Below are 13414 nucleotides of genomic sequence, written 5' to 3' on the forward strand. Positions count from 1 at the left end.
AGTTTCCTTATTTGATACGATAAAGAGCTTTGTTTTATAATAAAATTGTTGTTCGGATAAAAGGAGGAAGAAGGGCATGTCCGAGGTTGGAACTTTAAAAAAAGGATTAGATATCTTCTCTTTGCTTTTAAACCGTCCGAATATGACTATTCCAGAAATGATGGAAGCGCTCGGTTTTAATAAGAGTACGATGTATCGTCTTGTGAGCACGCTTGAGCAAAATGGATTTATTGTAAGAAACCCGTCTAACCGCTATACGGTTTCACCACAACTGGTGCTGGCACTCGTGCAAAATACGATGCATACGAACTATGAAATGAATTGGCTCTCTGTTCCTGCTATGCAGAAGCTGAGTGAAGAGACCAAAGAGACCATTTACGCGGGAATTCTCCATCATAAACAAATGGTTACAACTCAGGTGGTCAACGGGCAATATAGCACTCGTACGCATTCCGAAGTAGGAAATAAAAAGCCGCTTCATGCAAATGCTATTGGAAAGTGTATTCTTGCTTATCAAGAGGACAGCGTACAAAAATCTATTCTTCACGAACTTTCGCTTGAAGCTTATACAGATCGAACGATCACCGAGCTGGACGAGCTTGAAGCTGATTTGGCTTTAAGTAAAGAAAGAGGATATGCTGTCGATGATGAAGAACGGGAGCCTGGCGTTCGCTGTATTGCAGCCCCTATTTTTAGAAAAGGAAAAATAATGGCGGCTATTGCTTTATCAGGTCCATCGCTTCGTATTTCACAAGAGAAAGACGAAGAACATGCTGCACTTGTTAAACAGTGCGCAGAACAAATTTCACAAGCAATTACTCTTTACGAATAATTCAATAGTAAAAAAGGGGATGAACAGCAACATGGAAAACTTACAGTCAACGACGACCTTAGCAAACGGCGTTAAAATGCCTTGGTTAGGTTTAGGTGTTTATAAAGTAGAAGATGGTCAAGAAGTTGTAGATTCAGTTAAATATGCAATCAAAGCTGGATATAAAAGCATTGATACGGCTAAAATTTATGAAAATGAAGAAGGCGTTGGACAAGCGATTAAAGAATCAGGTGTTTCTCGCGAAGAGCTATTTGTTACATCAAAAGTGTGGAATGCAGATCAAGGATATGACACAACTCTTCAAGCGTTTGAAACAAGCTTAAACAAGCTAGGTCTTGAATATTTAGATTTATACTTAATTCACTGGCCGGTTGAAGGTAAGTATAAAGATACGTGGAAAGCACTTGAAAAGCTTTATAAAGACGGGAAAATTCGTGCAATTGGCGTATCGAATTTCCAAGTTCATCATCTAGAAGACTTAATTGCAGATGCAGAAGTTAAGCCGATGGTAAACCAAATCGAATTTCATCCACTTTTAACACAAACAGAAGTGCGTGAATACTGCAAAAAACAAGGAATCCAAGTGGAAGCATGGTCACCGCTTGCACAAGGTGAGCTGCTTGATAACGAAGTGTTAACTCAAATTGCTGAAAAGCATGGAAAATCAACTGCTCAAGTTATCTTACGCTGGGACTTACAAAACGAAGTAGTAACGATTCCTAAGTCAACAAAAGAACATCGTATTATCCAAAATGCAGACGTATTTGATTTTGAATTAAATGCAGAAGAAGTTGAAAAAATTAACGCATTAAATCAAAATCATCGCGTAGGTCCAGATCCGGATAACTTTGACTTTTAATTTTAAATCAAGACTAAAACGTCTTGTAAGATAAATAATAAACAAAGCGCTATTGTCATTCATGCAGTAGCGCTTTGTTTATTAAATAGGAAATGTGATGGTTGAACGAGGAGGAAAAGTAATGAAAATGTCAGGAAATACTATTTTGATTACGGGCGGAGCGTCTGGAATTGGGTTGGGGCTTGCAGAACGGTTTTTAAATGAAGGAAATCAAGTCATTATTTGTGGAAGAAGGGAATCAAAGCTGCAAGAAGCAAAAGAAAGATTCCCTTCGTTACATACAAAAGTGTGCGACGTATCAATAGAAGAAAGCAGAGTAGAGCTAGTAAAATGGGCGACCGAAACGTTCCCAAAACTAAATGTTATTGTGAATAATGCAGGCATTCAGCAGCGCGTAAATCTTTTACACATGCACGAAGAGTGGCAGTATTACGAAAAAGAACTAATGAGTAATGTAAGTGCTCCTATTCATTTAACTTCGCTATTGATTCCTCATTTCGTTCAACAAGAACGTGCTGCGGTTATTAACGTAACGTCCGGGCTGTCTTTAACACCTGGAGCATGGGTGCCAATCTACAGCGCAACAAAAGCGGCGTTAAGGTCGTTTACGATTAGTTTAAGACATCAAGTAGAAGAAACAAATACCGAAGTGATAGAAATTCTTCCTCCAGCCGTGAACACCGATTTAGGAGGACCGGGACTTCATACATTTGGAGCACCGCTTGATGACTTTGCTGATTCGATATTTGAAGAATTGAAAAAAGGTAAAATCGAAATTGGCTATGGAGATAGCGCTAAGAGGCTTCAAGCTTCCAAAGAAGAAATTGAGAAAGCTACAGCACAGGCTTGGAATGGATTTTTGAAAAATAATCCTGAATTTTAAAGGCAGGAAACAAAAAGCTTCCTAAAGTCGTCAATAGTAGCGGGTCATAAAAAGCGTGTGTCCATAAAATAAATGAACACACGCTTTTTAGCATTAACGATCTACAGTTTGTCTAATTCTTTTTTCCATTTTTTCAAGCATGCGGAGGTACTCATCCTGTTCTTCAGGAGTTAGAGCAAAAAGCATGTCTTGCCAAAATAAATTTCGCTGCTCAATTACATAGTTCACTAATGTTTCACCAGCTTCTGTTAAGGATATCCATACGATTCGGCGGTCTTTTTGGTCACGTACACGCTGAACGAGTGCATCATCTTCTAATTGATTTAATAAAATGGTAGTAGCCCCGGAGGTTAGCTTTAGATTTGAAGAAATTTCGGCTACCATACGTTTAGAGCTGACTCCGATGAATTTTAAAATTAAAAATTTCGTAATGGTTAAATTATAGGGCTGCTCATTGATTTTATCTTCTAAGAGCGTTCGCTTGAGTTCAAATAATGAGGTTTTAACTTGGTCAAGTTTTTCTAGTTTATCTATTAACTGCTGATCCATCATAATCACCTTTTCTTTATCATTATAGGTGTTAAACAATTGCTGCTAGTTACCTATTGTGGTTTATGTATATAGGGAGTTTGTTCCAAAAAAAGAAGCTGTTTTTGTGTATAACTCTATGCTTATATATCTAACTTTAAAGTAAAGTAAAGTACTTGTAAAGAAACCAAAACTTTTAAGTTGTATTTCAGTTAAAGATGTAGTAAAGTATTCAGTCGGGAAAACTTTATGAAACATAAATGTTTAGTTTTAAAAATAAATTAAAATCAAAGTTATTTACAACTAAATATCTTTGTGATAAAGTTATCTAGCGTAATACTTAACTGAATGAAATATTAAGGAGGTAAAATAAATGTCAAGAGGGCGTTTAATTTTAATGAACTTTATCGGAATTATTGTAGTATTAGCTTTAATTATTGGTGGGGGATACTATTATATTCAAAAATCTAATTATGTATCCACAGACAATGCAAAAGTGTCCGGCGACCTTTATACAGTAGTAGCGCCAGCAGCAGGTAAGGTAGCAAGCTGGAACGTTGAAGAAGGTAAAGATGTTTCAAAAGACGATGAGGTAGCTAAAATCCAATCAGAAGATGGAGAAAAAACAGTTACAGTACCAGAAGACGGTAAAATCATCAAAACACAGGTAAAAGAAAATCAAATGGTTCAAGCTGGTCAACAAATTGCTAGCGAAGTAGATATGAATAACTTATTCATCATTGCAAACATTAAAGAAGACAAATTAAAAGATATTGAAGCTGGCGATGACGTTGATGTAACAGTTGACGGAGATACTAAAACAACAATCGATGGAAAAGTAGAAGAAATCGGTTATGCAACAAACTCAATTTTCTCATTAATGCCAAGCTCTAATTCAGACGGCAACTATACGAAAGTATCACAAACAGTTCCTGTTAAAATCTCTATTTCTAACTACTCTGAAAACGTACTACCAGGTATGAACGCAGAAGTTAAAATCTCTAAAAACTAAGAACGTACATGATTAAGAAGAGAAGAAAGGAGGAAGGAACTGATGTCAGCAAACACGATACAACCAGAGGAAAGCTCAGTTAAAAAGCATATCCCGCTACTAGTCGTACTTATGCTTGGATTGTTCTTAGCAATTTTAAACCAAACGCTGCTAAATGTTGCGATTCCGCATCTGATTACAGAGTTTGGCGTTACGGCTAATACCGCACAGTGGTTGCTTACAGGATATATGCTTGTAAATGGGGCACTTATTCCATTATCAGCCTATTTAATTGAACGTTTTGGCGTTCGTCGCTTATTCTTATTTGCGATGGCCTGCTTTACAATTGGAGCGCTTGTCTGCGGAATCGCGCCGACTTTCTCAATTATGCTAATTGGACGTCTGGTTCAAGCAGTCGGGGGCGGAGTGCTAGCACCTCTAGTTATGACCATTATCGTATTTATTTTCCCTCCTCATATGCGCGGAAAAGGAATGGGTATCTTTGGTTTAGCCATGATGTTCGCTCCGGCAATTGGACCGACGCTTTCAGGATGGGTTATTCAAAACTATGACTGGCACATTTTATTTACGGGAATGGTGCCACTAGGTGCACTCGTACTTATTATTGCAGCTTTTAAATTAAAAGATATTAAACCGCCTCAAAATGTAAAAGTAGATCTAATTTCTGTGTTTACATCTCTTGCAGGTATGGCTTTACTTCTATACGGCTTCAGTGAAGCTGGAAACGATGGCTGGACGGATTCAGTTGTATTATCAACGATGATCGGCGGTATTGTCTTATTAATCATCTTTGTTGTACAGCAGCTTCGACTTAAAAGTCCATTGCTTGATGTGAGAGTATTTAAATACAATATTTTCTCATTATCTAATATCATCAGTATTGCCATTACAATCAGCATGTATGCTGGTATGTTTTTATTACCGATTTATTTGCAAAACATCCGTGGCTATTCAGCGTTTGACTCAGGCTTATTAATCTTGCCTGGTGCACTTGTTATGTTAGTCATGTCACCGATTTCTGGTACGCTGTTTGATAAATTAGGACCGCGTCCACTAGGGATTGTCGGGATGTTGATTACGGTTGTGACAACATTTGAATTTACAAAATTAACGCTTGAAACACCGTTTAGTCATATTGTTATTATTTATATGATTCGTGCATTCGGTATGTCATTATTAATGATGCCAATTATGACAGCTGGTTTAAATCAGCTGCCGGCAAAATTAAGCAGCCACGGTACATCTATGTCGAACACGCTTCGTCAGGTGAGTGGTTCAATCGGTATCAGTTTAATGACTACAATCTTTACAAATCGCACAACATATCATGTGAATGAAATGAGCAGTTCAATGACTACATCTGATCCATTCTTTATGAATAACTTCCAGGTATTTGTGCAAAAGATTGCTCAAACGCTTCACCTTTCTCAAACAGAAGCGCAAAAACAAGCTTTAACAACATTAGCTGGAAAAGTTCAAGCGCAAGCAACTGTACAAGGAATTAACGACGCGTTTTACTGGACAGTTATCATTGCCATTATTGGATTGATTTTAAGTTTCTTCCTACGTGATGTTCGTAAAGATCCAGTGGTAGAAGTAGAAGAGACAGAAAAAGAAACAACAGACGATATTCGTATGTTACCGGCACCAAAAGATATGAACTCATAAGCAACGGAGGGATAAAGGATGAAAATTTGTATCGTATATGATAGTGAAGGCGGACATACAGAGGCATTAGCAAAAGCGATTGCTTCTGGCGCCGAGCTGTCTGGAGAAGCAACTGTATATGTAAAGCATGTCGAAGAAGCAGATGTACGTGAACTGCCTGAAATGGATGCTATTATTTGGGGCTGCCCAGGGCATTTTGGAACAATCAGTTCAGGGTTAAAAACGTGGATTGATAAATTAGGTTATTTATGGGCAGAAGGTAAATTAATTGATAAAGTAGGTGCGGTGTTCTGTACAACAGCTACAACGCACGGTGGCTTAGAAGCAACGCTTTTAAATTTAATTACACCAATGCTTCACCAAGGAATGGTTATCGCTGGCTTACCAGGTAACATTCCAGAAAATGCGCTGTACGGTACTTATTACGGTGTGGGAATTACTTGTCCAATCGAAGGTGACGAATTATTAACAGAGAACGACCAAGCGCTAGGTAAAGCGTTAGGAGAACGTGTTGTTCAAGTGACTAAACGAATGACACAAGGACAGTAGGTGACGGTATGTTAGGTATTTTACTGATCGTCGTAGCTGTGATTCTGGTTGTGCTAATTATTACAATGAATGCTAAAGCATCATCTTCTAAGCGCCAGCGTACAGTTCCACCTAAAAAAGAAGCGGCTGCTTCAAATGCTCCTAAAGAGCCAAAAGTAGAAGAGAAAAAAGTAGCAGAAGAAAAACCTGCAACACCAAAAGAAACACCAAAAGAAGAGCCAAAAGAGCCGCAGGCGAAGACGGAAACAAGAACATCTAGACATAAGAGAGAAAAAGATGTCATGAACGATGATATGTATCGTCAAGTGCTGCAAAAGTTTAGAGAAGGCGAAAAAGACGACACGGTTTTCACAAAAGAAGAACGTGACGTTATGAATGATGACGCTTTTCGTAAAGCTTTAAGATCGTTTAAGAAAAACGATAATGAATGAGTTTCTTCTATTATAATAGTACGGAATAAAACAGATAGAAAATAGGTCATAAGCATTCCGCGAAACCAGCCGCTCTCCCCAGGTTAGGTTTCGCTTGGAGTGCAGCAGGGGGCTGACATGTTAGAATCGACTCCCTGATTATAAGAAAGGGGACGTCAAAACATGGAACAGCTCACATTTATTGAAGAGGTCCAGAGAATTTCGATATCCCTTAACAAAAAGGTAATGACAGAGATAAAAGAAAGGTTACTTTCACAAGGGATTACGCCTTTTCAATATCATATCTTATTAATTATCGGTAAATGCAGTCATATTGGAGTAACCAAGCTGGCAGAGGAGATGCGTGTAAAGCCTAGTGCGATCACTCCTGTTATTACTCGTTTAATAGACTTAGAGTTAGTTTCACGCTATCACTCTAAAGAGGATCGCCGTAAGGTAAACATTGAGTTAACTGCTAAAGGTGAACAAGTGATTGAAGAAGCAAATGAAATTGTGCAAAAGATGATTGCTCATTTCTTTTCTTGCTATGAGCCGAAAGATCAAGAGCAATTTTTGAAATTATTTAAGAAACTAGACGCTAATATCTAATGAAAGAAAAATCACTTCTTAATGGAGTGATTTTTTTTTGATAAAAAGATTGTCAACTTCACTTTTCCATGATATTATTTGTGTAAACGGTTACATATATGGAGGGAGGGAAATAAAGTGGTAACAATTCGTGATGTAGCAAAAGAAGCAGGCGTGTCCGTTGCGACCGTTTCGCGTGTTTTAAACAGTACAGGGTATGTAAAAGAAGACACGCGTGTGCGAGTAATGAATACAATTCAAAAATTAAACTACAGCCCTAACGAAGTAGCCCGTTCGCTTTATACACGTGAATCACGTTTGATTGGTCTATTGCTTCCAGACATCACAAACCCTTTTTTCCCTCAGCTCGCACGAGGAATAGAAGATGAAGTACATAGCCATGGATTTCGTTTAATTCTTGGCAATAGTGATGAGCAGTTAGAGAAAGAATTGACATATCTCCAAACGTTTACGCAAAATCATGTAGTAGGAATGATTACGGCAACAACAAGTTTAGCTCAGAAACTATATGAAGGTCTTACATTTCCCGTCGTGTTTTTAGATAGAAGTTCTGATCAGTATCCATCCGTTTATGCTGATGGTTTTGAAGGCGGGAAAATCGCTGCAGAAGAAATAATCAAAAGAGGAAGTAAAAGAATTACTCTTATCAAAGGTCCAGTAAATGTAAAGCCTGCTCAGGAACGTTTTCAAGGCTCTCTTTCTGTCTTGAGTCAGTCTGATGCAGACTTTTACGTATTAAATACAAATTCTCTAGCATTTGACGATGCGCAGAAATGGGCAAAGGAAATCTTTCAAAAGTACCCTGAAACAGACGGGATTATCGCAAGTAATGACATTGTAGCCACAGCCGTTTTACACGAGGCGTTTCGATTAGAAAAAAGCGTGCCCGATGATCTGCAAGTAATTGGTTTTGATGATATTCCGCAAAGCCGCTTTTCGTTTCCAGCCCTGTCTACAATTCGTCAGCCTGCTTATGAAATGGGCAAGCAAGCAGCAGGTCTGTTAATAAAATGCATTAAGAAAGAACCTTTAATTCAAAAGCAAGTACAACTACCCGTTACGTTTATTGAACGAAATACGACACGAAAGGTTGAGGAACATGGCTAAAGTAACTGTGATTGGAAGTTCATCAATGGATTTAGTAGTAACATCAAATATTCGTCCTGGAGCTGGAGAAACAGTGTTAGGAGAATCATTCAAAACTGTTCCCGGAGGAAAAGGAGCGAACCAAGCTGTTGCAGCAGCCCGTCTTGGAGCTGATGTGAGCATGATTGGGTGTGTGGGCGAAGATCATTACGGAAAAGCAATTCTGGAGAATTTCAAATCAAACGGTGTATCCGTGGAAAATGTGAAACCGGTTACAGATTCAGATAGCGGAACAGCGCACATTATACTCGCTGAAGGAGATAACAGCATTGTAGTCGTCAAAGGAGCAAACGATTATATTACTCCAGACTACGTGGAAAAAGCAAAAGAAAAAATTAAAGAAGCGGATATCGTACTTATTCAGCAAGAGATTCCAGAAGAAACGGTTGAATATGTTGCTCAGCTTTGTCAGGAACTTAAAGTACCGCTTTTGTTAAATCCGGCGCCTGCAAGACCATTAAAAGCAGAAGTGATTGAACAAGTTTCTTACATCACTCCAAATGAACATGAAGCAGCGCTTTTATTTGAAGGAAAAGAAAAAGAAGAAGTATTAAAACAGTATCCAAATAAATTGTTTATTACAGAAGGAAAACAAGGTGTACGCTATTTTAACGGCAAGAAAGAAGTATTGGTTCCTTCTTATCAAGTAGAAACGATTGATACAACAGGAGCAGGAGATACATTTAACGCAGCCCTTGCTGTGGCACTTGCCGAAGGAATGGGTTTTGAAAAAGGAATTCAGTTTGCTAATCGCGCAGCTTCGCTATCCGTCACTAAATTTGGTGCACAAGGCGGTATGCCGACTCGCAAAGAAGTGGAGGAGAGTCTGTAAATGAAACGTCACGGAATGATTAACAGTCATATTACGAAAATACTAACAGATCTAGGTCATACAGACACTATTGTCATTGCAGATGCAGGGTTACCTGTTCCGAGTGATGTGCCTAAAATTGATTTATCTTTAAAGCTAGGAGTGCCTAGCTTTGAAGATGTAGTAGTAGCTGTGTTAGAAGATATGGCTACAGAAAAAATAGTGATTGCTTCTGAGATGAAAGAAAGAAATCAAAAGGCTTACGAGTTGATGGAAAAGCAAAACATCTTAGTAGAAGAAGTATCGCATGAACAATTAAAAATGCTGACAAGCAAAGCGAAAGTTGTGATTCGTACAGGAGAAGCAACTCCTTATGCAAACTGTATTTTACAAGCGGGAGTTATTTTTTAAAAGAGGTGAACAGCATGCATATTGCAATGAGAGGGATTCATAAAGCCTTTGGAGCAAACCGTGTACTAAGAGGCGTGGATTTTGAATTACATGAAGGTGAAGTTCACGCACTAATGGGGGAAAATGGAGCGGGGAAATCTACGCTGATGAATATTTTAACCGGCCTTCATAAAAAAGATGAAGGGCAGATTCTGATTGATGGCAAAGAGACGTATTTTCAAAATCCAAAAGAAGCAGAACAAAACGGAATTACCTTTATTCATCAAGAGCTGAACGTTTGGCCTGAAATGACGGTGCTTGAGAACTTATTTATCGGCAAAGAATTAAAAACATCTTTAGGTTTTTTAAAAACAAAAGAAATGAAAGCGTTAGCAAAGAAGCAATTTGAAAAATTAGCTGTTACTATTCCTCTTGATCAAGAAGCGGGACTTTGTTCTGTCGGACAGCAGCAAATGATTGAAATAGCCAAAGCGCTGATGACGAATGCAAAGGTCATTATCATGGATGAGCCAACCGCTGCGCTTACTGAAAGAGAAATTCAAAAGTTATTTGACGTAATTAATGCGCTGCGAAAACAAGGTGTATCGATTGTCTATATTTCACATCGTATGGAAGAGATTTTCGCTATTTGTGATTCCATTACGGTCATGCGTGACGGACAGACGGTAGACAAAAAGCCGATTCCAGAAACCAGCTTCGATGATGTTGTTCGCAAAATGGTAGGAAGAGAGCTAACGGATCGATTTCCTGCTAGGACATCTCCTAAGGGAGACGTTGTTTTTGAAGCAAAAGGCTTGGAGAGAAAAGGTGTGTTTCAAGACGTTCATTTTTCAGTGCGATCAGGAGAAATTGTCGGCGTTGCGGGGCTAATGGGAGCTGGAAGAACCGAGATTATGCGCGCTATCTTCGGGCTTGATCCGTTAGAAAAAGGCGAAATTATCTTAAATGGCAAACGGGTCAGTATCACAAAGCCAGACCAAGCCATTAAATTAGGTCTCGGGTTCATTACAGAAGATCGTAAAACAGAAGGGCTCGTTCTGGATTTTTCTATTCGAGAAAATATTGCACTTCCAAGTCTATTCAGCTTTTCGCCAAAAGGCTTTATTGAACAAAAAAGCGAGCAGCAATTTGTAGATTTGCTTATTAAACGTTTAACGATCAAAACCGAGTCGTCTGAGACGAGTGCGGCTAATTTATCGGGAGGAAATCAGCAAAAAGTAGTTATTGCCAAGTGGATTGGCATTGGACCAAAAGTGCTAATTTTAGATGAACCAACTCGAGGAGTTGACGTCGGGGCGAAGCGTGAAATTTATCAGCTTATGAATGAACTGACAGACAGAGGCGTGGCTATTATCATGGTGTCTTCAGAGCTTCCGGAAGTACTCGGCATGAGTGATCGCATTTTGGTTGTGCATGAAGGAAAGATAACAGGTGAACTGACAAGTGAAGAAGCAACTCAAGAAAAAATTATGACATTTGCAACAGGAGGTCAGTAAAATGAAAGCAAACACAGCGATAAAAGAAAATCGCGTTGATAACGTGATGCAAAAGCTAGGTCCGTTACTAGGTTTATTTATTCTTATTGTCATTGTATCCATTTTAAATCCAAGCTTTTTAGAACCTTTAAATATTTTAAACTTGCTGCGTCAAGTGGCTATTAATGCTTTAATTGCATTCGGTATGACATTTGTTATTTTAACAGGGGGAATTGATTTATCCGTGGGCTCTATACTTGCTCTATCAAGTGCGTTAATGGCAGGTATGATTGTGTCAGGTGTAGATCCTATTTTAGCTATTTTAATAGGATGTGTGTTAGGAGCTGTAATGGGTATGATTAATGGCTTACTTATTACAAAAGGAAAAATGGCGCCGTTTATTGCGACGCTAGCGACGATGACAATTTTTAGAGGATTAACGCTTGTTTATACAGATGGAAATCCGATTACGGGCTTAGGTGAAAACTATTACTTCCAGTTATTTGGCCGCGGCTATTTTCTAGGTATTCCTGTTCCAGCAATTACGATGGTACTAGCGTTTGCTGTCCTATGGGTGATTTTGCATAAAACACCGTTTGGCCGTAGAACATATGCAATCGGTGGAAATGAAAAAGCAGCATTTATTTCAGGAATCAAAGTTCCGAAAGTTAAGGTTATGATTTACTCACTAGCAGGATTATTGGCAGCGCTATCAGGAGCGATTTTGACTTCTCGCTTGAACTCTGCTCAGCCAACGGCAGGTACGTCTTACGAGTTAGATGCTATCGCTGCAGTAGTACTGGGTGGAACAAGCCTTTCTGGAGGACGTGGACGCATTGTTGGAACGTTAATTGGTGCGCTGATTATCGGAACGTTAAACAACGGTTTGAACTTACTCGGCGTTTCGTCATTTTACCAAATGGTCGTAAAAGGAATTGTTATTTTAATCGCGGTATTAATTGATCGCAAAAAGTCAGCTTAGGAGGGAAAAACATGAAGAAAATTTGGCTCGTGCTATTATCATTTTCATTATTACTGTTAGGGGCTTGTTCACTTCAGCCTCCTGAGTGGGCGAAACCATCTGAAAGTAAAAATTTAAAAGATATTAAAATTGGTTTATCCGTGTCTACATTAAACAATCCGTTCTTTGTTTCGCTAAAAGAAGGGGTACAAAAAGAAGCAAAAAAACTGGGCATGGAAGTAGTTGTGGTAGATGCTCAAAATGATTCAGCCAAACAAATTAACGATGTAGAAGATTTAATGCAGCAAGGTGTTAACATTCTGCTTATTAACCCAACGGATTCAGCTGCTATTTCAACAGCTGTACAATCGGCTAACAATGTAGGGATTCCAGTTATTACGCTAGATCGTTCAGCAGAAAAAGGAAAAGTAGAAACACTGGTAGCTTCAGATAATGTAAAAGGTGGTCAAATGGCTGCTGATTACATTGTAAAAAAAGTGGGTGAAAAAGCTCAAGTAGCAGAACTTGAAGGTGTACCGGGAGCTTCAGCAACTCGTGAACGAGGAAAAGGGTTCCACAACGTTGCAGATCAAAAGCTAGATATTACGGCTAAACAGTCAGCTGATTTTGACCGTACAAAAGGCTTAAACGTTATGGAGAACGTTCTTCAAGGAAACCCTGGTATCAAAGCCGTATTTGCTCACAATGATGAAATGGCATTAGGAGCTATTCAAGCGATTAACAGCTCAGGAAAAGATGTGCTAGTAGTAGGGTTTGATGGAAACGACGATGCAATTAAAGCGGTAAAAGAAGGGAAGCTAGGAGCAACTGTAGCCCAGCAGCCTGTTTTAATTGGTAAACTTGCTGTAAAGTCTGCTAAAAATGTTCTTCAAGGCAAAAAAGTAGATAAGCAGATTCCCGTGCCTTTAAAACTAGTAACCTCTGAAAAATAATGGTTTTATACGTGTGGAGAAAAAAGACGCTCATTTGATTTATGGGCGTCTTTTTATGTATATAAAGTGTAAAAAAGAAGTGAAAAAGTCACAACTTTATAAATAGTGTAGGAATTATGTAGGTGGAATTTATGTAATAAAAAGTAAAAAACACCGAAAAAAGACGGTAAAACACATAATTTTCTGTGAAAAATTTGTAATATACCTGTAATAATAAGCGTTTATTTCGATTTTTAAAGAGTGATTTTGCTCTCTTTATGACAAAAATATATCTTTTTTAATAAACAGTAAACCTCTCTATCAAGGG

The 13414-nt window shown here is 38.5% G+C and carries 15 protein-coding genes; 14 read left to right on the plus strand and 1 reads right to left on the minus strand.

Annotated elements, in window-relative coordinates; all coding sequences use genetic code 11:
- Positions 1-76 precede the first annotated feature (76 nt).
- From U9R83_RS04655 to U9R83_RS04665, 3 genes are all read left to right on the plus strand, one after another.
- Positions 77-832 (plus strand): IclR family transcriptional regulator, encoded by a 756-nt coding sequence (locus U9R83_RS04655; RefSeq protein WP_014461387.1) that lies wholly within the window; start codon positions 77-79, stop codon positions 830-832.
- A 31-nt stretch (positions 833-863) separates the two neighbouring features.
- Positions 864-1691 carry an aldo/keto reductase gene (locus U9R83_RS04660; RefSeq protein WP_028412173.1) on the plus strand — a complete coding sequence of 276 codons (828 nt, stop codon included), beginning with the start codon at positions 864-866 and terminating at the stop codon, positions 1689-1691.
- A 121-nt stretch (positions 1692-1812) separates the two neighbouring features.
- Positions 1813-2574, plus strand: a complete 762-nt coding sequence (locus U9R83_RS04665; protein WP_243548810.1) for an SDR family oxidoreductase — start codon at positions 1813-1815, stop codon at positions 2572-2574.
- A gap of 93 nt (positions 2575-2667) precedes the next feature.
- Here U9R83_RS04665 and U9R83_RS04670 read toward each other — a convergent pair whose 3' ends face one another.
- Positions 2668-3123, minus strand: coding sequence for a MarR family winged helix-turn-helix transcriptional regulator (locus U9R83_RS04670; protein ID WP_042992296.1), 456 nt, complete (start codon positions 3121-3123; stop codon positions 2668-2670).
- Between the two features lie 352 nt (positions 3124-3475).
- Here U9R83_RS04670 and U9R83_RS04675 point away from each other — a divergent pair, with 352 nt between their 5' ends.
- From U9R83_RS04675 to rbsB, 11 genes are all read left to right on the plus strand, one after another.
- Positions 3476-4114: an HlyD family efflux transporter periplasmic adaptor subunit gene (locus U9R83_RS04675; RefSeq protein WP_013055624.1), complete on the plus strand. Its 639-nt coding sequence runs from the start codon at positions 3476-3478 to the stop codon at positions 4112-4114.
- A 42-nt stretch (positions 4115-4156) separates the two neighbouring features.
- On the plus strand, positions 4157-5782 hold the full coding sequence (locus tag U9R83_RS04680) for a DHA2 family efflux MFS transporter permease subunit (RefSeq protein WP_028412180.1): 1626 nt from the start codon (positions 4157-4159) through the stop codon (positions 5780-5782).
- Positions 5783-5800: 18 nt separating this feature from the next.
- A complete protein-coding gene (locus U9R83_RS04685) occupies positions 5801-6331 on the plus strand; it encodes an NAD(P)H-dependent oxidoreductase (protein ID WP_014461382.1) in 531 nt (176 codons plus the stop codon).
- 8 nt (positions 6332-6339) lie between these two features.
- On the plus strand, positions 6340-6762 hold the full coding sequence (locus U9R83_RS04690; RefSeq protein WP_243548819.1) for a hypothetical protein: 423 nt from the start codon (positions 6340-6342) through the stop codon (positions 6760-6762).
- Between the two features lie 162 nt (positions 6763-6924).
- Positions 6925-7350 carry a MarR family winged helix-turn-helix transcriptional regulator gene (locus tag U9R83_RS04695; protein WP_028412182.1) on the plus strand — a complete coding sequence of 142 codons (426 nt, stop codon included), beginning with the start codon at positions 6925-6927 and terminating at the stop codon, positions 7348-7350.
- A 117-nt stretch (positions 7351-7467) separates the two neighbouring features.
- A complete protein-coding gene (locus tag U9R83_RS04700) occupies positions 7468-8457 on the plus strand; it encodes a LacI family DNA-binding transcriptional regulator (protein ID WP_033578165.1) in 990 nt (329 codons plus the stop codon).
- Positions 8450-9328, plus strand: a complete 879-nt coding sequence (rbsK, locus tag U9R83_RS04705) for a ribokinase (RefSeq protein WP_034269674.1) — start codon at positions 8450-8452, stop codon at positions 9326-9328. The genes U9R83_RS04700 and rbsK overlap by 8 nt, the downstream gene beginning before the upstream one ends.
- Positions 9329-9718, plus strand: a complete 390-nt coding sequence (gene rbsD, locus U9R83_RS04710) for a D-ribose pyranase (RefSeq protein ID WP_013055631.1) — start codon at positions 9329-9331, stop codon at positions 9716-9718.
- A 14-nt stretch (positions 9719-9732) separates the two neighbouring features.
- Complete coding sequence (locus U9R83_RS04715; protein WP_243548820.1) at positions 9733-11214, plus strand: sugar ABC transporter ATP-binding protein; 1482 nt, start codon at positions 9733-9735, stop codon at positions 11212-11214.
- A gap of 1 nt (position 11215) precedes the next feature.
- A complete protein-coding gene (gene rbsC / locus U9R83_RS04720) occupies positions 11216-12175 on the plus strand; it encodes a ribose ABC transporter permease RbsC (RefSeq protein WP_025749709.1) in 960 nt (319 codons plus the stop codon).
- Positions 12176-12186: 11 nt separating this feature from the next.
- A complete protein-coding gene (gene rbsB, locus U9R83_RS04725) occupies positions 12187-13107 on the plus strand; it encodes a ribose ABC transporter substrate-binding protein RbsB (RefSeq protein ID WP_014461376.1) in 921 nt (306 codons plus the stop codon).
- Positions 13108-13414: the final 307 nt, after the last annotated feature.

The sequence above is a fragment of the Priestia sp. LL-8 genome (assembly GCF_036227845.1).
GTDB classification, from domain to species: domain Bacteria; phylum Bacillota; class Bacilli; order Bacillales; family Bacillaceae_H; genus Priestia; species Priestia zanthoxyli.

Bases quoted from the DNA above. Each gene is read 5' to 3' on its own strand.
- U9R83_RS04665 (WP_243548810.1), top strand. From the start codon at position 1,813: ATGAAAATGTCAGGAAATACTATTTTGATTACGGGCGGAGCGTCTGGA.
- U9R83_RS04670 (WP_042992296.1), bottom strand. From the start codon at position 3,123: ATGGATCAGCAGTTAATAGATAAACTAGAAAAACTTGACCAAGTTAAA.
- U9R83_RS04675 (WP_013055624.1), top strand. From the start codon at position 3,476: ATGTCAAGAGGGCGTTTAATTTTAATGAACTTTATCGGAATTATTGTA.
- U9R83_RS04660 (WP_028412173.1), top strand. From the start codon at position 864: ATGGAAAACTTACAGTCAACGACGACCTTAGCAAACGGCGTTAAAATG.
- U9R83_RS04690 (WP_243548819.1), top strand. From the start codon at position 6,340: ATGTTAGGTATTTTACTGATCGTCGTAGCTGTGATTCTGGTTGTGCTA.
- U9R83_RS04680 (WP_028412180.1), top strand. From the start codon at position 4,157: ATGTCAGCAAACACGATACAACCAGAGGAAAGCTCAGTTAAAAAGCAT.
- rbsD (WP_013055631.1), top strand. From the start codon at position 9,329: ATGAAACGTCACGGAATGATTAACAGTCATATTACGAAAATACTAACA.
- U9R83_RS04715 (WP_243548820.1), top strand. From the start codon at position 9,733: ATGCATATTGCAATGAGAGGGATTCATAAAGCCTTTGGAGCAAACCGT.
- U9R83_RS04685 (WP_014461382.1), top strand. From the start codon at position 5,801: ATGAAAATTTGTATCGTATATGATAGTGAAGGCGGACATACAGAGGCA.
- rbsC (WP_025749709.1), top strand. From the start codon at position 11,216: ATGAAAGCAAACACAGCGATAAAAGAAAATCGCGTTGATAACGTGATG.
- rbsB (WP_014461376.1), top strand. From the start codon at position 12,187: ATGAAGAAAATTTGGCTCGTGCTATTATCATTTTCATTATTACTGTTA.
- U9R83_RS04695 (WP_028412182.1), top strand. From the start codon at position 6,925: ATGGAACAGCTCACATTTATTGAAGAGGTCCAGAGAATTTCGATATCC.
- U9R83_RS04655 (WP_014461387.1), top strand. From the start codon at position 77: ATGTCCGAGGTTGGAACTTTAAAAAAAGGATTAGATATCTTCTCTTTG.
- rbsK (WP_034269674.1), top strand. From the start codon at position 8,450: ATGGCTAAAGTAACTGTGATTGGAAGTTCATCAATGGATTTAGTAGTA.